The sequence below is a fragment of the Butyrivibrio sp. CB08 genome (genome assembly GCF_003625485.1).
In the GTDB taxonomy this organism is placed as follows: Bacteria; Bacillota; Clostridia; order Lachnospirales; family Lachnospiraceae; genus Butyrivibrio.
The window spans coordinates 14,139-31,549 of sequence record NZ_RAIR01000013.1; the positions used below are offsets into that span (position 1 = coordinate 14,139).

Annotated in this window: 18 protein-coding genes; all 18 read right to left on the minus strand. The window is 45.2% G+C overall.

Features of this window, described 5'->3' with window-relative positions; translation table 11 throughout:
• Positions 1 to 13: 13 nt before the first annotated feature.
• Positions 14 to 4,036 carry a phage tail protein gene (locus D6855_RS15850; RefSeq protein ID WP_120742873.1) on the minus strand — a complete coding sequence of 1,341 codons (4,023 nt, stop codon included), beginning with the start codon at positions 4,034 to 4,036 and terminating at the stop codon, positions 14 to 16.
• Positions 4,033 to 4,674 carry a hypothetical protein gene (locus tag D6855_RS15855; protein ID WP_120742875.1) on the minus strand — a complete coding sequence of 214 codons (642 nt, stop codon included), beginning with the start codon at positions 4,672 to 4,674 and terminating at the stop codon, positions 4,033 to 4,035. The genes D6855_RS15850 and D6855_RS15855 overlap by 4 nt, the downstream gene beginning before the upstream one ends.
• Positions 4,671 to 7,160 carry a phage tail tape measure protein gene (locus tag D6855_RS15860; protein ID WP_120742877.1) on the minus strand — a complete coding sequence of 830 codons (2,490 nt, stop codon included), beginning with the start codon at positions 7,158 to 7,160 and terminating at the stop codon, positions 4,671 to 4,673. The genes D6855_RS15855 and D6855_RS15860 overlap by 4 nt, the downstream gene beginning before the upstream one ends.
• Positions 7,161 to 7,227: 67 nt before the next feature.
• Complete coding sequence (locus D6855_RS15865; protein WP_120742879.1) at positions 7,228 to 7,761, minus strand: hypothetical protein; 534 nt, start codon at positions 7,759 to 7,761, stop codon at positions 7,228 to 7,230.
• A 69-nt stretch (positions 7,762 to 7,830) separates the two neighbouring features.
• On the minus strand, positions 7,831 to 7,995 hold the full coding sequence (locus tag D6855_RS16855; protein ID WP_199712469.1) for a hypothetical protein: 165 nt from the start codon (positions 7,993 to 7,995) through the stop codon (positions 7,831 to 7,833).
• The gene (locus tag D6855_RS15870) at positions 7,992 to 8,366 is read right to left on the minus strand and encodes a hypothetical protein (RefSeq protein ID WP_120742881.1); all 375 of its coding nucleotides are present in this window, start codon (positions 8,364 to 8,366) and stop codon (positions 7,992 to 7,994) included. Before D6855_RS15870 ends, D6855_RS16855 begins: the two co-directional genes overlap by 4 nt.
• 13 nt (positions 8,367 to 8,379) lie before the next feature.
• Positions 8,380 to 8,970, minus strand: a complete 591-nt coding sequence (locus D6855_RS15875; protein ID WP_120742883.1) for a major tail protein — start codon at positions 8,968 to 8,970, stop codon at positions 8,380 to 8,382.
• Between the two features lie 11 nt (positions 8,971 to 8,981).
• The gene (locus D6855_RS15880) at positions 8,982 to 9,299 is read right to left on the minus strand and encodes a hypothetical protein (protein ID WP_120742953.1); all 318 of its coding nucleotides are present in this window, start codon (positions 9,297 to 9,299) and stop codon (positions 8,982 to 8,984) included.
• The gene (locus D6855_RS15885) at positions 9,299 to 9,673 is read right to left on the minus strand and encodes an HK97 gp10 family phage protein (protein ID WP_120742885.1); all 375 of its coding nucleotides are present in this window, start codon (positions 9,671 to 9,673) and stop codon (positions 9,299 to 9,301) included. The genes D6855_RS15880 and D6855_RS15885 overlap by 1 nt, the downstream gene beginning before the upstream one ends.
• A gap of 1 nt (position 9,674) precedes the next feature.
• Positions 9,675 to 10,010: a phage head closure protein gene (locus D6855_RS15890; RefSeq protein ID WP_120742887.1), complete on the minus strand. Its 336-nt coding sequence runs from the start codon at positions 10,008 to 10,010 to the stop codon at positions 9,675 to 9,677.
• Entirely contained in the window at positions 10,010 to 10,288 is a 279-nt protein-coding gene (locus D6855_RS15895; RefSeq protein ID WP_120742889.1) for a head-tail connector protein, read from the minus strand. Before D6855_RS15895 ends, D6855_RS15890 begins: the two co-directional genes overlap by 1 nt.
• Positions 10,289 to 10,344: 56 nt before the next feature.
• The gene (locus D6855_RS15900; protein ID WP_120742891.1) at positions 10,345 to 11,529 is read right to left on the minus strand and encodes a phage major capsid protein; all 1,185 of its coding nucleotides are present in this window, start codon (positions 11,527 to 11,529) and stop codon (positions 10,345 to 10,347) included.
• A 14-nt stretch (positions 11,530 to 11,543) separates the two neighbouring features.
• Positions 11,544 to 12,320 carry a head maturation protease, ClpP-related gene (locus D6855_RS15905; RefSeq protein ID WP_120742893.1) on the minus strand — a complete coding sequence of 259 codons (777 nt, stop codon included), beginning with the start codon at positions 12,318 to 12,320 and terminating at the stop codon, positions 11,544 to 11,546.
• On the minus strand, positions 12,238 to 13,563 hold the full coding sequence (locus D6855_RS15910; RefSeq protein WP_120742895.1) for a phage portal protein: 1,326 nt from the start codon (positions 13,561 to 13,563) through the stop codon (positions 12,238 to 12,240). Before D6855_RS15910 ends, D6855_RS15905 begins: the two co-directional genes overlap by 83 nt.
• 9 nt (positions 13,564 to 13,572) lie before the next feature.
• The gene (locus D6855_RS15915) at positions 13,573 to 14,139 is read right to left on the minus strand and encodes a hypothetical protein (protein WP_120742897.1); all 567 of its coding nucleotides are present in this window, start codon (positions 14,137 to 14,139) and stop codon (positions 13,573 to 13,575) included.
• On the minus strand, positions 14,126 to 15,277 hold the full coding sequence (locus D6855_RS17045; protein WP_120742899.1) for a hypothetical protein: 1,152 nt from the start codon (positions 15,275 to 15,277) through the stop codon (positions 14,126 to 14,128). Before D6855_RS17045 ends, D6855_RS15915 begins: the two co-directional genes overlap by 14 nt.
• Positions 15,278 to 15,426: 149 nt before the next feature.
• Positions 15,427 to 15,582 carry a hypothetical protein gene (locus D6855_RS16860; RefSeq protein WP_199712470.1) on the minus strand — a complete coding sequence of 52 codons (156 nt, stop codon included), beginning with the start codon at positions 15,580 to 15,582 and terminating at the stop codon, positions 15,427 to 15,429.
• Between the two features lie 175 nt (positions 15,583 to 15,757).
• Positions 15,758 to 17,359 carry a terminase large subunit gene (locus D6855_RS15925; protein ID WP_120742901.1) on the minus strand — a complete coding sequence of 534 codons (1,602 nt, stop codon included), beginning with the start codon at positions 17,357 to 17,359 and terminating at the stop codon, positions 15,758 to 15,760.
• Between the last annotated feature and the right edge of the window lie 52 nt (positions 17,360 to 17,411).

Here is a 17,411-nt window from a genome sequence, read left to right on the forward strand (position 1 = left end):
TTGCCATGATTATTTAATTTGTCAGCTCTGTGTAGATTCCATTTTTATTCGTGTAATATATGTGCCCCGGAACAAGCAATAAGTCCTTTGAGCCATCTGTCATATGTATCTGCTGTGAGCCGCTAGAAGTGTTAAATCTGATACTCTGGCTACCACCATCAGTAATAGTCAGACATCCTGACTTTATTGTTATGGTTCCATCGGATTTTACGATAAAGTTGCCATTATTGTTGATCGCAATGGAGTTCAGAGTTCCTGTTTTTATCTTATCCGCAGATATTGTTCCAGACTTTATCATGCTCGCATTGATGCAGAGCTGACCGGAGCTGTTGATATAAAGCCCCTGGTTCGAATCAGTCGAAGTACCACCTGTCATGGTAGAAACTATCGAGTCCTTCAGCATGGAATCTGAACCATTCGGTGCCCATCTGACTGAGGCTGAAGCAGTCTTGGCTGTGTCATTCCCAGAAAGTCTCGATATCATCAGTCCGCAGAACTCTACCGAGATACCATTGCTCATGCCCACACGCATCTTTGTCTTAAACTTTCCTGTCTCATATTCCCAGAAATAGTTGGTGTTCTTCATATCCCACTTATTACTGGTATCCTTGTTCTTTAAGAAAGTATCCTCTCCGACAAATCTGTTCCATTTTCCTGCTTTGATATCGGCTATAGAACTGCTCACCGTTGAATAGATACCATATGAAGAACCATTTCCCCACCTTCTGAAAACACGGAAATAGATAAGGTCTGATTCCTTGTATGACGCATCAGCAGTATTGGGAACATAGGCAGTACAGTAATCTGCTTCCTCAAGCTTCATGCAGGCAAACTGGACACTTCCTGCTCCGGAAAGACCGAACTGGATGTTTGTTATCTCACTTGTCTCACTCGTTGCAGTGAATACCACACATCTTCTTTCCCATGCTGTATTCGTAACCTTGGAATTAAACAAAGTCAGTTCACATGCATTTGTTGTAGTATTCCAGTTGCGGATAAGGAGCGTAGCTGATGTACAGTTATTAACAAGCCTTGAATACCAAGAGAGGACATACTTCTTTCCCTTTGTCAGCTTAACTTTCTGCGCATAGTCCCTGTTGCCAGAAGTATTTCCTTTAATCTCATAAGCAAGCGGATAAGGAAGGACAAACTTATCTGTCGTTCCAAGGTTGTTATAGCCCGTGATGACAGAGCCTGTTCCATTGCCGCCGGAAGAAAGTACCCATCCTGTATCTGTGACTCCAGAATCAACTTTCTTATCTGCAGTATTCCTTAAAAGGTTAGGATTGAGCTTAGCCCTATAGTAATACGAGAACATATACTTGCCCGCATCGATAGGGATTGCCTGTCCTACACAATGCTGACCCATGTTATAAGGCTTTATCCACAGTGAATTAGTAACAGGCACACCGTCCGGTGGAGCAGGTGTGATATCACACAGGTCGATAGCACAATTCGATGAGTTATTACTGTCTCCCATCCAGTTGCCCTTTTCACATGAAGCAAAAGTAAGCCACTCTGTTCCTATCTTGCTGAAGGAAGCCGTATTCCTCCAGATATTACTTGGAGTCGTACCTACTACTGAAAGGGATGTGGCTTTCATATTCAGGATCCCGTTCTCAAGGTCAAGATAGAACGTCTCGCCATCCTTTGACTTAAGTATCCCCGAAGCAATGTACTCAGCATTTATATAGAGCTTTCCATCCTTCAGATAGATTCCCTGTGTCTGGCCATTATTAGTGAGCTTATTGAAGATATCGCTCTGAGTCTGATTCTTCACAGCTGCGGCTGCTGCCTTGTCAGCATAATCCTTTGCCCCATCAGCTGCTGTCTTTGCACTGTTAGCTGTCTCTTTGGCTTCATTGGCAGCTGTGCTTGCAGCATTGGCTGTGTTCTTTGCTGTGTTGGCATTCGAATTGGCAGTATTCGCTGTTGTATTAGCAGAATTGATGCCATTGGCAAGCGTAGGAGTCGTATAGGTCGTGGTCTTATCTGTCCATGTGACTGCGCTCCTAGTCCAGATATAATAGCCTGACTTCCAAGCAGGACATGTTGTCTGCCATGAGCCTCCTGCCTGTGATGTGTTCGATGATGAAAGATAGTACTGCTCCACGATGGCTGTGACACCTTTACCATCGGATCCATTCTTTCCGTCCGTACCATTCTTGCCATCAGCACCGTCTTTTCCAGGAGCACCGTCTTTTCCGTTGGTACCGTTTGTACCATCTTTTCCATCTGCTCCGTCCTTGCCTGGAGCGCCATCTTTTCCATTGGTGCCATCTTTTCCGTCTTTTCCGTTTGCTCCATCCTTCCCCGCAGCACCTGTAGCTCCTTTTGCCCCAGTTATGCAGGTCGGTTTGCTGTATTCAGACTTGCCATCTGCTGTGGTGGTCTTAGTCCTCTGCCATATGAACTTGCCATCCACCCATGAAGGTGCTGTCGTGCTCCATCCAGATGTAGGCGCTGTTGTGGAAGAACTGTTCTGGGCATACTCAACATCGACATCAATAATGCCCTTTGTGATGGCGGTCTCTATGTTCTCGACAGAAGTATCTCCAATCGTTCCTGACTGAAGGCAGAACTCTCCTGTTTCCATGTTCCAATAGTTACGGCCTTTCTCATCAGAGATTATGCCTGTCTTGATGAGGTTGGCATCAAACTTTCCTGCTGTGATGTAGTCAGCTACTATCGCTCCATCCTGAGTTATCGCTACAGAAAAGCTTCCATCATATCCTTCCTTGGAAAAACCAAGGCCACCCTGATTCCATCTCCATATCTTCTTGGCGGTCCTCTTATCGTTGGTATCCATGATAAGGATCTCGTTTGGCTCAACAACCACATAACCATGCGTAGCTTCATGGATGAGGTTCGTTGCATTCCTTCCTGCCTGTGCAAGAACAGAATCCATGTCAGAAACACTCTTTATCTTCTTGATAATCTCAGCATTTGCTTCCTGTGAAGCTCCCGTGAATGTCCTGCTCCTCTCATTAGTACCAAGCACAATGACGTTATCAGCCACATTATCAAGAGAAAGGCTGAGGCTACTCACCGGGAATCTCCTATCAAGGCCGTGAGGACCTGAGATGACCCTTACATACTGTCCGACCGAGAAAGCAGGGATGCTCTCGTCAGCGTAGTGAAGGTCTATTGCCCTACATTCGATAGTCATGTTATCGAACTGTGTCTCCTGCAGATATTTCTTTCCCTTTGAAAGAAGGGCACTCGCTGTAGTGACATCTTCCCAGATGACTGTCTTAGTGATGATGCCGAAGCTCTCTATGGCCTCTGCGCTCTCGACATAATCCTTGCCATCATTGATATCGCTAACTGTCAGCCTTTTCCTTATCGTTTCTGATGATTCCCCATCAAGGAAAGCTCCAAGCGGGATTATCCTTGTAGCAAGGTCTGCAGCATTAAATCCTCTAGTGAAATCAAGAAGATTCTCTCCGAATTCTATCTTCTGGTCACTAAGGTCAAGATAATCCTCAAGGTAATCAAGATACAGCTTCCCATCCTTATTCCTGACAAACAGATATCCGCCAAGGTTTTCAAGAAGATCTTCCTTCATCTCCTCAATAGTGCTGTTATAATTTGTAAACCTATAAAGTGAATCATTTGCATCCCTAGCTGTAACAATCCCTACTGTAAACTGTCTGTCTGCCTCCACTTGGCTGTTATGGATCTGTACCAATTTCTCAAGGTATCCACGTACCGTGATACCATGATATTCAGCTAAAGGCTGAATGGAATCATTAAAAAAGGCCAATGCACCTTCACAGTACACTGACCTTCTGTTATGGAAATCATCACTTATCTCTGTTGCCCTTCCCGTGAAGATTATCTCGGAATCCCTGTAGACAGTTATCGTAGACTTCATCCTCTTGATGACATCCTTCAGCTCATTTCCCGGAAGCATGATGAAAGTAAGGCTTCCTGCCTTATTTACTTCTAGCTCGACTGTCGGATTCAATATAAGCTTCTCATCATCTCGGCTGTCATATATCAAATTGCCATCACATAAAATCTTATAGATCATAAGCTCTGCACCTTAAATTCTACTTTCACGTTTCCTGTTCCGCTGAATGTCAGCTTGCTGTCCCCTTTGGGAAGAAGGATATCAAATATCCTGTTCTTACCAGGAGAAAGGTCATAAGACTTACCTCCGAAAGCTACTGTCATTTCCTTATCCACTGTCATCGTAGGGACAACAGGGATCCCATTATTTGTTACTGTAAGAGCCTTTGTCCCGGATACTGCTACCGATTTTGAGACAGAAGTCTTATATGTTTTCTTCGGATTCACTATACAGATGATTGCAATCTCCGCAAGGCTTCTGTTCGTAGCAAATTCATCAACACTCACCCTGCCCGTGTATGTGTTGTCAGGATCATCATCGAGTACGATATCCATCTTCTTTCCATGGATATTATTAAGCACTCTTGAGTAGGTTTCTGCCCACTCTTCCTTGGGATTCGGAACCCTGAACACGAAAGATATCTCCCTGTCCTCATACATGACCCTTCCCGTGAGAGCTTCCGTGATGTCGAGATTTCCATCTCTTCCTGGAACGTCAACTGTAGTAGTCCTTGCCTTTGGCGGACTTATCTTTTTCGAATAAAGAACAAGGCCAAGGTCCGTATCAGACCTCAGCCCTCCAAACTTTACACCTTTCATGTCCTTGATGCCCTCCATGCTATGTTGCCAAGCGCAACGTCCATCTTTGGAGCTATACCTCCTACAAGCTCTCCGCTGTCGAGGTATACCCTCATGTCCTTATCTGCTATAACTTTAAGAAGGTTTACTATCTGTCCGTCCTGACCTCTCATGCCATCTGCCACTGCATCAGCAATATAAGTTTTGAGCGCATCAAGAGGCGCTACCGCTTCCTTGCCTGCTTCACCGCCTCCGAGAAGCCTTCCGTTCTGCATTCCGAAGATTGTAGGACCATCAAGGATACCACCGTTCTTATACCAATCAACCGAAAGATGTGGCACTGAAGGAGGATCCAGAGAGAAACTACCACTGATACTGAAATGTGGGAGCTTAAGATGAGGAAGGCTCCAACTGAAGTTAAAGAAGCTCTTTATGCGCTCGATTGCTGAATGCACAAAGTCTGCTGCCTGATTCATCTTGCTCTGGAATGCCTGCTTGATGCCATCAAGCTTTCCTCCTGTCAGGGCATTAATGGTATCGAAACCGAATGTGTAATACTCCTTTATCCCGGTCCATACCGCTGCGACTGTACCTTTGATGCCTCCACCGTTGCTCTCAAAAGCCTGCTTTATATTGTTCAGCTTCTGGGAAACCATGCTCTTAAGATTATCTGTAGTCTTTGAGACATGGTCCTTTATATTGTTCCACACCTGTGAGGTATTCTCCTTAAGCTCTGACCACTTCTGTCCTACAAAGTCCTTAAGCTGTCCTGCCTTTTCCTTGATGGTATCCCAGTTCTTATAAAGAAGGACACCTGCTGCCACCACGGCTCCTATTATCGCAATGACCGGAGCAGCAGCAACGACTATGCTTCCAAATGAAGCAACACCTGCTGTAACTGCCGGAACTATTCCACCACTGAAGGCAAGGGATAATAGCTTGACCACCGATACGACCTTCGGTATCACTGTAAGTATCGTACCCACAGCAGTTATGACTTTACCTACGACAATAAGGACAGGACCAAGAGCCGCCACCACAAGTCCTACTGTGATGATCGTCCTCTTGGTCCCTTCATCCATATGATTCAGCTTATCCACAAATGACTGCACATGCTTTACCACATCCCTTATGACAGGCATCATCGTATCGCCAAGTGAAATGGCAAGTTCCTGAAACTGTGATTTCAGGATAGTCAGCTGACCTGCGAGGTTATCCTGCATCGTCTCAGCCATTCTTTCCGATGTTCCATCACAATTTGCTATCGCTCCACTCAGTTTATTTATATCTGAATCAGCTGCATTCATGATAGCAAGGAATCCAGACATGGCATTCTTTCCTACAAGGGCTTCTGCATTTGCAGCCTGTTCGGATTCTGACATCTGAGAGAAAGCATTCCTACAGTCGGAAAGGATATCAGAGAGGTCTCTCATGGATCCGTCTGCATTTGTAGTAGCGATATGCATCTCGCCAAAGGCTGCTCCCGTGAATGAAACATCCCCGGCAAGGTTGTTCATGATGGAACGGAGTGCTGTTCCTGCCTGTGATGACTTGATACCTGCATTGGCCATAAGACCTATCGCTTCTGCAGTATCTTCTACAGAAAAACCAAGAGCTCCTGCGATAGGCGCTGCATACTTGAAGGTCTCACCCATCATCGATACATTCGTATTTGCATTACTTGATGCTGCAGCAAGGACATCTGCAAAGTGTCCAGAGTCCTCTGCGGAAAGTCCAAAAGCTGTAAGAGCATCAGTAACGATATCTGATGTGGTAGCAAGGTCTTCCCCGGAAGCTGCTGCAAGATTCATGATACCCTCGATACCACCGAGCATGTCCTCGGTCTTCCAACCTGCCATAGCCATGTAATTCATAGCATCTGCTGCCTCGGAAGCTGAGAACTTTGTCTTGCTTCCCATCTCCCTTGCCTTATCCCGGAGCTTATCAAATTCCTCTCCTGCCGCTCCAGATACAGATGCGACCTTGCTCATGGCAGAATCAAAGTCCGCTGTTGTCTTCACAGCGGCTGTACCCAAACCCGTAACAGCCATTGAAACAGGCATCAGCTTCTGACCGACACCGGATATCGAACTTCCGACATCCTTCATCTTATTTCCGACAGCAGTCATCTTCTCAAGAGCAACTCCTGATTTTGAAGCCTGCTCCTCAAGGTCTTTCAGTTTGAGTGTAGTATCTTCAATCTCCCTCTGGAGCGAATCATACTGAGCCTGTGAGATCTCGCCATTCTCAAGTGCTGTCTTAGCCTGCTTCTCTGCTTCCTTTAAGGCATCAAGCTTTTCCTTCGTCTCCTTTATAGCCTCGCCAAGAAGCCTATACTGCTGTGCCGCAAGAGTGCTGTTTCCTGGATCAAGCTTAAGAAGCTTATTCACATCCTTAAGCTGAGTCTGGGTCGAATGAATATCTGTATTTACTTGTTTCAGTGATGCCGACAGCTTTGTAGTATCGCCACCGATTTCAACTGTAATTCCCCTTAATCTGTCAGCCATAATCCCTCCTAAAGAAAAGTATGAAAAAGCACCTACCCTTTGACAGGTAAGTGCTTTGTAAATCATATTATTTATTTAATTCTTGTTCATAATACTCTTGGAGTCCTTTATCCACAATCTCTGTGATTTCAGCCATGATGGTTTGAAGATTGACTGTAACATAAGGATTTCTCAAAAATGATTCTATATATGCTGCCTCTCCCCAATTATCACTGTTTATTCCCTCAGATACATCATAATGACAGATAAACTTATCTGCTAAAAGCTTTATAGCCGTTCGTATTGTCATATCAGAAACGTCTGGTATAAATTCCCTGCTCAAAATATCATCTAGCGCATCTGCATAATCATCTTTTCCAATCTTTCTCATTACATTTTGAAGAGTATAGTTATTCTTTAGGCTAGGGCTCTCTATAAAAATAGCCCTAAGCTGAACAATTACCATATCAAAATATGTACCAATATCAAGATTGTCATCTAAAGGATTATCTATTTCCTTTAATCGTTCATACCTTTTTCTCAGTAAATCATATTGAATCTTAAAATGCTTAAGGTATGGCTGTAATTCTAATTGTGCTTTTAGGTCTTCACTGATGTCCATAATAATTTCCCCTTTTAATCAATACTTCTTCTTGATTCTATCATGGGTACATTGTCGTTAAAAGAGGTATCAGAAAGAGTCAAAATCGTCCTGTGTGGCCAGAACGTCATACTCACAGTTATCATTACTGCTCTCAACATACATATCATTCACTGTTCCGATAGTGATAAGGTCGAGATCCCTTATGGAAATCCCGACCTGTACACATCGAAGTAGGAATAATGCAGTTGTCATTTCTCTGTCAGTTGCTGGAAGTTTTTTTTAGATTCTTCCTGCTGCTGAATGTTCATCCCCCAGAGCGATATCAGTTCCGGAAGTATTTCATAAATGGAAAAAGTTGAGAACTGGTCGAGCCATTCATCGGGAGAGCTGAACTTCTTATCAGGCTCACCCTGCTTTGCAAAAACATAGGCGAGATTCTCGAACATCTCCAATGAAAACATGTCCAGATCATCCTCACCATTCTTATCGATGTCCTTCTCAAGCTTTGAAAGGTCCTTGAAGATATCCCTTCCAAAAAGATTACGATAGATTCTCGGAGTCGCTGCACTTGCTCTGAATGTCACATCCTTATCATCTATCTTAATGACTTTAGTTACTGCCATTACTCATCCCTCCTCATGACTTACCGCCAGTGCCTGATGACTTTGCTGTAGGCATATAGACGTTTCCGAACCAGCCTTCATAAGTCGCATCAGTAGTATTGGTTCCTGTCTTTGCCTTTACATAACCACCATTGATTGATGTGGCAACAACAGAGAGCTTATCTGTCTTAGGCTCTTTGCTGTTCTCTGTAGTTCCGCTTGCGATACCACTTCTTGATGCTGTGCAGTTATACAGGCAGTGACGGATCTTTCTCTGATCACCCGAGAACTCGAAAAGCAGAGCGAAATGCTCTGGCTCTACATCCTTATTCTCCACAAACACACCATTGGCATCCTCTTCCTCATGCATGATGTCTGTTGAGAAAGACTCCGGGATGATGGCAATCTCAAGGTCTCCCTTGTAGCCATTATTTGCTGCGATAGCATAATAAACACCATCGTCTGCATAGAATGAATCACTCTCACCCTCTGCATCAAGCGAAAGGCTTACTGCGCCAGGAATAGGTACAGGCTTTGCATAAGTCACACTTCCATCTGTAGCGAATGTGGCCTTGGCATAGTGGCAGTTCTTCAAACCGAACTTCACCTTATTTGCATTCTTCATGTTAACCTCCTTCACACGGTCATTTCATACCGCACTTCATATAATCTTTCTGAATCTATCCACACTTCAGACCTTGTCCACACAATCTCATGCCTTGTTAACACGTCCTCGACCCTCTCCTCCAATTCAGGAGTCTTCAAATCCGTATAGAGTTCTAGGACGAGCCTGCTTAGTTTTTCATAGACAACATCATCAGCATGGAAGTTATCACTTCCAGGAATAAGAAAAATGCAGAAAGGCGGATCCGGAGACTCACCCTCTGCAAAATGGTCATAGGCAAATGGAATTCCTGTTTCTTCTATCATTTCTACTATCTTGTCATACTTCATCATCTGAGTTTCCTCTCGACCTCACTTATCAACTGATCCTCGCCCTTCTTTTCAGCAGGAGCGATGTGAGGCCTTGCAGCTACCCTTCCACCGCCTCTCTTTGCATGACCATTTTCAAGAAGATGGGTCAGCCGATACCTGTCTTTGGAGTGGACTACGACCTGTATGGAATCCGAAGTTTCCTTCGTTTTCTTTACTGCCCAGGATTTCCTGTACTTCCCGGTCCTCTTGGGAGCAGTCTTTTCAATCTCATCCTTTGTGGTATCGCCTGCATGCTTCACAGCTTCTTTAAGGTCATCTGTAGCAAGCTGGGCGTATTCCTTCAGACCTTTCATGACTTCATCAGCAAGGTCATCAATCCTTACTGTTGCCATATCATCTCCTCACTTTCCTGCATCTGAGCTTCATGCACTTTTTCTTGTAGTTCATAGGGTCGACCGCCATAATGTCATATATCTCATCATGGAATATGACCCTAAACCCTGTAACATCAACACCTGCCACCTTTATGCAGAAGCGCACAGTAAAAGAAACGATGCTGTCATCAACTGTCTGTCCTGCGGATTCCTTCTGAGCACTTTCTGATGAACCACTCACTGTCGCATGGCATGAATAATAATCTGCCCATGTGTTTGTATGGTTCCCTATTCCGTCCACTGTGACTTCATTTTTCTGTATCACTATCCGTTCGTTCATAAGTGCTATATTCATCAGAAATCCACCTTCCTGTTCCCTGAAAGAAGTGCCCTTAAAGAAAGCGTGAGCTCATGGTGGTCAGCTTCCTCCCGGTGCTCATAAAGATATGCCGTGGAATAAAGAACCGCTGTCCTTATGGCTTCATTCTCGGATTCATTAACTGCTTCCACATCGAGCCTAGAAACAGCGGAGACAATCTCCATTGCTCCTTTTATCAGGGATTCTATGAGCTGATCTTCTTCATCATAATCAACACGTAGGTATTTCTTTGCTTCTTCTACGGATACGAGCATGTCTCCCACCTTTCAAATGAAGAGCCGCCCCTTACGAAGCGGCTCTAAAACTAGCCTCAGGCCTTAGCCTTGATCTTGAGGATCTGTACTGCCTCAGGAAGTACAAGCTTTCCATCGACTCTCTCCTTGGCAACGAAGCCTACCATGCCGTTTCCAGCGAACAGCTCCTTGAGGATTGAGATGGATCTTGTTCCACGGTCTCCGATGTTATAGAAGCTATAGTCACCGAATGCTACAGCATTTGTTGGAGCGTATGCTGAAGTATGGAGTGAATAGCCGAGGATCTTATCAGGCTCACCTGCCTGGTAGGAAGGCTGCCAGAGGTAAGCACCATTGTTATCCTTGAGAGTCCTGATCTGAGCAATGGTCTTGTCATTAAGGATGAAGGCAGCGTTCTTTCTGTAAGGACGCTTAAGTCCATAGATAAGACCGATAAGCTCATCTGCTGTGACCTTATCCTGTGTGGCTGTAGTTCCGAATACCTGACCGCCCTTTGTGGCATTAAAGATACCAGTAGGCTTTCCGGTACCATCGCCATTGAGGAACGCATCCTCTTCAGCATTTCCGAGAGCCTTGCCGAACTGTGTGATGATGTAGTTCTCAAGACCGAAAGCGTTGTCATAGAGGAGTTCCTCTGTGACCTTGATAGCTACATGGAGCTTGTGTGCATCAAGGATCTTCTGGTCGAATGTGGCATCACCGAAAGTGAGCTGTTCTCCCTCATCGATCCAAGCTGCAGCAGGCTTTGTAGCTGCGATGTTGATCTTGTGCTCTCCTGAAGTTGTGATTGTTGTGGCAAGCCCTCTGAAGATGTTCTCTTCTGTGAGGACATCGATGATTCTCTTGTCGTACTCCTCAGGAACAAGGTAGCCGCCGTCTGCGTCTACGCCTTCCTGAAGAACATTAGATACCTGACGGAAGTTTGTGCGGAGTGCTGTGAGCATGTCACGTCTGTACTCATCAGAAGCACGTCCTGTCTTAACTTCCTCGGTAACATTGCCCTTGCCGGGCTTTGCAGTAAGAGGAGTGTTCACAGGCTTATTAAGCTCTGCCTCCCTCTCCTCTGCTCTTCTCTCACGGTCGATAGCCGCTGTGAGGTCAGTGATCTCTTTTTCCATCTTCTCGTAAGCAGCGGTATCCTCTGCTGAAAGAGTACCGTTCTCCTGCTGATGTGTGTCTACGAAAGCCTTAGCCTGCTCCCAAACCTTAGCTCTCTGGTCAATAAGCTGCTGTAATCTCATATCCTTATCCTCCGTTAAATAAAGTTTTTGATAATAGAAAGACGCTCGGTAATCTCTGCTACCGAACGTCCAGTATCTGTTTCCTGCACAGGTATCTTTGCCTGCTGTGCAACAGGCTTATGTTCCTTCTCAAACTTGGCTGAGACCTTATTCATGAGGGCATTATCCACAGCCTTTCTTGAAAACATCATGGATACTGACGGATGCTCTTCATCAGAGACATTCCTAGTCAGGATCTCATCTGCAAAACCAAGCTCAACAGCTTTGTTTGCATCCATCCATGTCTCAGCATCCATAAGATGTGAGAGCTTTGCCCTTGACTGCCCTGTCTTCTGGGCATATGCATTGATGATGCTTTCCTTGACCTGCTCAAGCATATCGATTGCCTTCTGCATCTCTGCATGGTCACCGAAAGCTATAGTCGCAGGATTGTGGATCATCATCATTGAAACGGGAGACATATAGACCTTATCCCCTGCCATAGCGATGACCGATGCTGCAGAAGCAGCTATGCCATCAACCTTCACTGTGACCTTTCCCTTATACTCAGAAAGCATGTTGAAAATCTGTGCTGCCGCTATGCAATCGCCACCCGGTGAATTGATCCACACCGTGATATCGCCTTCCCCGGAATCAAGCTCATCACGAAATAAAGCCGGCGTGACGTCATCGTCATACCAGCTTTCTTCAGCAATAGTTCCGTTAAGACTAAGCACCCTCTCTACGCTTTCGTTTCCTTCCTGGTCCGTCACCTTGTGGCTCGTCCAGTTCCAGAACTTCTTGTTCTTCATCGGATTCCTCCTTTCCTTTATTAGCAAATAGACCTGCATCCTCAAGCTTGGTCATGTTTCCATTTATAAGATATAAATCCCCGCCCTGCTCTTCTGGGATACGGTCTAGATCCTCTAACTCCCTAATGTCATTTGCACTCATCCATCCATTCTGCCTTCCGACAGCATATCCATTCATCCTCGACTGATAATCACCTCGAAGAAGCCCATCAACATTGAATCTGAAGAAGTACCTCTTCTTCTCTTCCTCTGTGAACAGCCTTCTATACATAGCTTGTTCAAGCCTAGTAAGCCAAGGGCGGAGCGTATACTGCACATACTCCAATGACTGCTGCTCTATGTTGCTGAAAGATGATTTATCAAGGTCAGCTACCATATGAGGCGGGACGCGGAAGATACGGCAGATTTCTGTGACCTGAAACTTCCTCGTATCAAGGAACTGTGCCTCAGAAGGGTTAATGGAGATAGGCGTATACTTCATGCCTTCTTCCAAGACCGCAATCTTATTGGAGTTTGCTGACCCACCGAATGTCTGAGTCCAGCTCTCCCTTACCTTGGAAGGGTCCTTCAATGTTCCCGGATGCTCAAGCACACCGCTCGGAGCAGCTCCGTTCGCATAAAACTTGGATCCAAACTCTTCTGCCGCAATCCCAAGCCCTATCGCATTCTTTGCCATCGCTATCGGGCTGTAACCTATAAGACCATCAAATGAAAGCGATGGTACATGCAGGACATCTTCAGGCTTTAATATCACCGATGAGGATTTTGATTTCATCGGATCATCACATGAGAGTGTGTACTCATAGTAGAGCTTTCCCTTCTCATCCCTGTCGACCTGCATCCTGTCAGGCATCAGCGGATATAATGAAACGACCTCGCCTTTTCCATTCCTGATGATTTGGGCATAAAAATTCCCCCACAGCAGCATGTGCGTGAGGGCAGCTTCAAAGAATGAATATGCAGTCATCTCTGGGTTAGGTTCATCATGGAGCAGATGATACAGCGGATGGTCTATTGCCTTTTCCTTTCCACCACCATCCTTATATCTGTACAGATGGAGTGGAAGGCTTGCTACCGACTCTGAAATGACCCTCACACATGCATACACTGCGGAGGTCTGCATCGCTGTCCTTTCATTTACTCTCTTCCCTGCGGCAGATGTTCCCATGAAAAAGCTATAGGCACTGCCTGCAGTCCTGTTTGTTGGTGCTCTTGATTTGAATATTCCGTTAAATAATCCCATTCTTCCCTCCTATGCAGCGAACCATCTATATGGTATGCCTTTGTAAAGATACGAGGTCGTACCAGATTGGCCGTGGATATAAATATTATTTTCATCTGCCCTTATGATAGGGACGTTCGTATTCGAATCAACAGTCGTAGCACTTGCAGAACCATTACCATTGATCCTTGTACCAGATTGAAAAAATCTCCATGTATAATTTGGGTTACTATCTAATATCAATCCCATGCAGCTTTGATAAGCACTTGTCTTAGGCACTAAAGGACTTGACGGATCACCGCCTTCAAGCGTGTTGTCGTATGTAAAGCAGACAAAGAATGGTCTTCTTTTCAGATTATGCGGTATCGTAATAAACTGCTTTTCATAAACAGTCGCTGTCCTCTGCAAACTTATATTTTTTTCTGGATAATACACACCTTCATCGATACATAGCCTTGAACCATCGCCTCCGCCTTCTGACTGTTGAGGGATACTCAGTATCATGGAAGCAAATTCCAGAGCGGGAATCTTACCTGTAGTCCCTGTCTTTTCTCTTATGGCATCTGCTACAGATGTCAGATAATCAGTAAGAGCCATTCAACACTCCTCCAATCTGCTCATCAACATAAGCCTTTATCTGTGCAACATCCTCATCAGTCCAATAATCAGTTCCACGGACAGGAGTGTACCCATCTTTGCCGGCAGCTCCTTTTGCACCTTGTTTCCCCTGTGGTCCAGTATCTCCCTTTTCCCCAGGTTCGCCTTGTGGCCCTTGTATGCCTTGCTCACCTGGATCTCCTTTAGGACCTTGCTCTCCAGGATCACCTTTATCGCCCTGAGGACCTTGAGGTCCCACATCACCTTGAGGACCGGTTGCTCCAGTATCTCCCTTCGCACCTTTAGCTCCTTGTTTTCCTTGTGGGCCAGTGTCTCCTTTGTCTCCCTTGGGTCCTTGGATTCCAGGCTCACCTTGCGGTCCCTGTTCTCCAGTATCGCCCTTATCTCCTTTAGGGCCTTGATAACCACGAGGACCTTGCTCCCCAGTATCACCTTTATCACCCTTGGGACCTTGAGGACCTATCTCCCCCTGATCCCCTTTGTTTCCTTTTAGACCTTGTTCTCCCTGTGGACCTTGGACACCTGTGTCTCCCTTATCGCCTTTCTCTCCCTGTGGACCTCTTTCACCTTGAGGTCCTTGGCTTCCTGTATCACCTTTTTCTCCCTTGAATTCATCACGATGCTCACAGACATATGTATCAATCAGTTCCTGCACCCTGCTTTCATCAAAGCCATCAATAGGATGTTCATCAAGATAGTTTTCAACAAACTTTGTGATTACAGCTTCATCTATCTTGTCCGTCTGGATTGCTTCAAGCTTCTGCATTATCTGCTCGTAAACGTTCTTTGAAGGCTCTCTAGGAGTCTTTCCTTCCTCATAGCCTGTAGCTGCCACTTCAACGACAGCCCTATCCGATGTGATAAGGTCCCCACAGAATGTTGATACATAAAGCTTTCCTTCAGTGATAACTTCCCATGGAACCCTACAGATATTTGTCTTTTCATCTATGACCTGCGTAACCACATTGAAGCCATTTCTGAATATGGCAGTCTTTATCCCAGTCCATTCTTCAGAGAAAACAAAATGAGCATCAAGATAGTTCTTGCTTCCTGCCACTACCTTCTGCCCATCAATCCTGACTATATGTTGTTGTTTTATAAGGAATTCTATCTGCATCAGTAATTCTCCATCTGATTCAAAGCTTCACGGATCAACAGAAAGCCTATTATCGAAAGGATTATCATAATCTCCTCCCTTTTTATGGCACGAAAAAAGCACCTCTTAAGAGATGCCTTTCCGGGATGTTTTTTTAGTTTGTTTTCTCCTTACTTTCTGCTTGATGCGTAAGCAGAGTTGTTAGGATTACACTGATTGCTATGATTGTTCATGCCAGCAGTGTGAGCAGAATTATTAGGATTTCCCTGATTTGAATGATGATTGTTCTGGCTCACTGTATGGCTAGAAGTGTTGTACTTACTCATTTCAGATACCTCCTTCTTAGTTAGTGTGCCTTGCTGCAAGTCATATAAGAGTCCAAATTATCACAGCATTTTCACTGCGTCTCCCTATAACCCAGAATCCTTCAAACTGCCCAAAGGCTTATCTATACCTCTGAGATTATTCTATCACTAATCTATCGAAGAAAAACACTCTCTTTTAGAACACTAATAGCCCTCTGCTGTCATATACACTCTCCCCGGAATCTAGGCCACATCTGATTGCTCTGTCTAAAGCCATGATTGTTGCAACCGCTCCATCGATACGCTCCGTGGACTTTTCCTTGTCTGGCTTGATGTTTCCTGCCGGATCCGTTCGTATGAATATGTTGTCGAAGTTCCATCTGAGTATCGGATGACCGCCATGTGCTATCCTCTGCTCAAGTACAAGCTTGAATATCTCTTTGGAAGGAGGGCTCATGTCCTTGAACCCCTGTCCGAAAGCGGCTACCGTGAATCCCATCTCTTCCAAGTCTTGAGATAACTGGGTCGCTCCCCAGCGGTCGAAGGCAATCTCACGTATATTGTAGGTTTCACCGAGCTGTTCAATGAACTTCTCGATGTAAGCGTAATGCACGACATTTCCTTCCGTTGTCTGGAGGAATCCAAGCTTCTGCCATGCGTCATAAGGAACATGGTCTCTTCTTACCCTCTGGTCCAATGTATCCTCTGGAACCCAGAAAAAAGGCATGATGTAATACTTATCCTCTTCGTCTATCGGAGGAAAGACCAGGACGAAAGACGTAAGATCGGTCGTGGAACTAAGATCCAAGCCTCCGTAGCATACACGCCCTTCAAGCTCTTTAGGAAGGACTGGGAATGCACATGCATCCCATTTATCCATAGGCATCCATCTGACGGACTGCTTTACCCATTGGTTCAAACGGAGCTGTCTGAAAGTATTCTCTTCAGCAGGGTTCTGCTTTGCCTGTTCACAGGCATCCCTTACCTTCTCCATCGTTATCGTTTCTCCAAGGGAAGGATTCGCTTTCTTCCACACCTCAGGATCCGTCCAGTCCTCATCCTCTGCTGCTCCATAAAGAACAGGATAGAATGTTGAGTCTATCTTTCTGCCCTCGATGATGTCTAAGGCTTTCTGATGTAATTCGTAGCAGATGCTGTTCCTATCTGTGCCCGCGGTCGAAATTAAAAAAAAGAGCGGATTTTCCCTAGCGTCTCCCGAGCCCTTTGTGAGGACGTCATATAATCGCCGGTTTGGCTGTGCGTGGACCTCATCTAGCACCAGACCTGAAACATTCAGGCCATGTTTTGTACCGACTTCAGCAGAAAGTACTTGATAGAATCCATTATTTAATCCACAGGTAATCCTCTTGTTTGCTCCAAGGATTTTACTAGCCGCTGACAAAGTCCTGTTCTGGTTTACCATCTGCCTTGCAACATCAAAGACAATCGATGCCTGTCCTCTATCGGCTGCTGCCCCATATACCTCAGGTGAAGCCTCTCCATCTGCGTATAAAAGATACAATGCAACGGCAGCTGCAAGTTCTGACTTGCCATTCTTCTTGGGAATCTCTATATAAGCGGTATTGAACTGTCTGTTCCCATCCGCCTTAACCACCCCAAAAATATCCCTTATTATCTGTTCCTGCCAAGGGAGCAAGATGAACGGCTTTCCTGCCCATCGTCCTTTTGTGTGGGATAACTGCTCTATGAACATTACTGCAAAGTCTGCAGCTTCCTTATCGTAATGGCTACCTTCTGCCATAAAGCGTGTGGGTTTATAGTTTTTCAGCTTTCCCATCCATATCATCTCCAACTAAAAAAGAGCCCGGAGGCTCCCAAAATCTATCTGT

What these genes read in the sequence shown, in the direction of transcription:
- D6855_RS15925 (WP_120742901.1), bottom strand. Translation starts at nt 17,359, where the DNA reads ATGGGAAAGCTGAAAAACTATAAACCCACACGCTTTATGGCAGAAGGT.
- D6855_RS15875 (WP_120742883.1), bottom strand. Translation starts at nt 8,970, where the DNA reads ATGAAGAATGCAAATAAGGTGAAGTTCGGTTTGAAGAACTGCCACTAT.
- D6855_RS15870 (WP_120742881.1), bottom strand. Translation starts at nt 8,366, where the DNA reads ATGGCAGTAACTAAAGTCATTAAGATAGATGATAAGGATGTGACATTC.
- D6855_RS15860 (WP_120742877.1), bottom strand. Translation starts at nt 7,160, where the DNA reads ATGGCTGACAGATTAAGGGGAATTACAGTTGAAATCGGTGGCGATACT.
- D6855_RS17045 (WP_120742899.1), bottom strand. Translation starts at nt 15,277, where the DNA reads ATGCAGATAGAATTCCTTATAAAACAACAACATATAGTCAGGATTGAT.
- D6855_RS16860 (WP_199712470.1), bottom strand. Translation starts at nt 15,582, where the DNA reads ATGAGTAAGTACAACACTTCTAGCCATACAGTGAGCCAGAACAATCAT.
- D6855_RS15910 (WP_120742895.1), bottom strand. Translation starts at nt 13,563, where the DNA reads ATGGGATTATTTAACGGAATATTCAAATCAAGAGCACCAACAAACAGG.
- D6855_RS15865 (WP_120742879.1), bottom strand. Translation starts at nt 7,761, where the DNA reads ATGGACATCAGTGAAGACCTAAAAGCACAATTAGAATTACAGCCATAC.
- D6855_RS15895 (WP_120742889.1), bottom strand. Translation starts at nt 10,288, where the DNA reads ATGCTCGTATCCGTAGAAGAAGCAAAGAAATACCTACGTGTTGATTAT.
- D6855_RS15905 (WP_120742893.1), bottom strand. Translation starts at nt 12,320, where the DNA reads ATGAAGAACAAGAAGTTCTGGAACTGGACGAGCCACAAGGTGACGGAC.
- D6855_RS15915 (WP_120742897.1), bottom strand. Translation starts at nt 14,139, where the DNA reads ATGGCTCTTACTGATTATCTGACATCTGTAGCAGATGCCATAAGAGAA.
- D6855_RS15900 (WP_120742891.1), bottom strand. Translation starts at nt 11,529, where the DNA reads ATGAGATTACAGCAGCTTATTGACCAGAGAGCTAAGGTTTGGGAGCAG.
- D6855_RS15855 (WP_120742875.1), bottom strand. Translation starts at nt 4,674, where the DNA reads ATGAAAGGTGTAAAGTTTGGAGGGCTGAGGTCTGATACGGACCTTGGC.
- D6855_RS15885 (WP_120742885.1), bottom strand. Translation starts at nt 9,673, where the DNA reads ATGGCAACAGTAAGGATTGATGACCTTGCTGATGAAGTCATGAAAGGT.
- D6855_RS15880 (WP_120742953.1), bottom strand. Translation starts at nt 9,299, where the DNA reads ATGAAGTATGACAAGATAGTAGAAATGATAGAAGAAACAGGAATTCCA.
- D6855_RS15890 (WP_120742887.1), bottom strand. Translation starts at nt 10,010, where the DNA reads ATGAATATAGCACTTATGAACGAACGGATAGTGATACAGAAAAATGAA.
- D6855_RS16855 (WP_199712469.1), bottom strand. Translation starts at nt 7,995, where the DNA reads ATGACAACTGCATTATTCCTACTTCGATGTGTACAGGTCGGGATTTCC.
- D6855_RS15850 (WP_120742873.1), bottom strand. Translation starts at nt 4,036, where the DNA reads ATGATCTATAAGATTTTATGTGATGGCAATTTGATATATGACAGCCGA.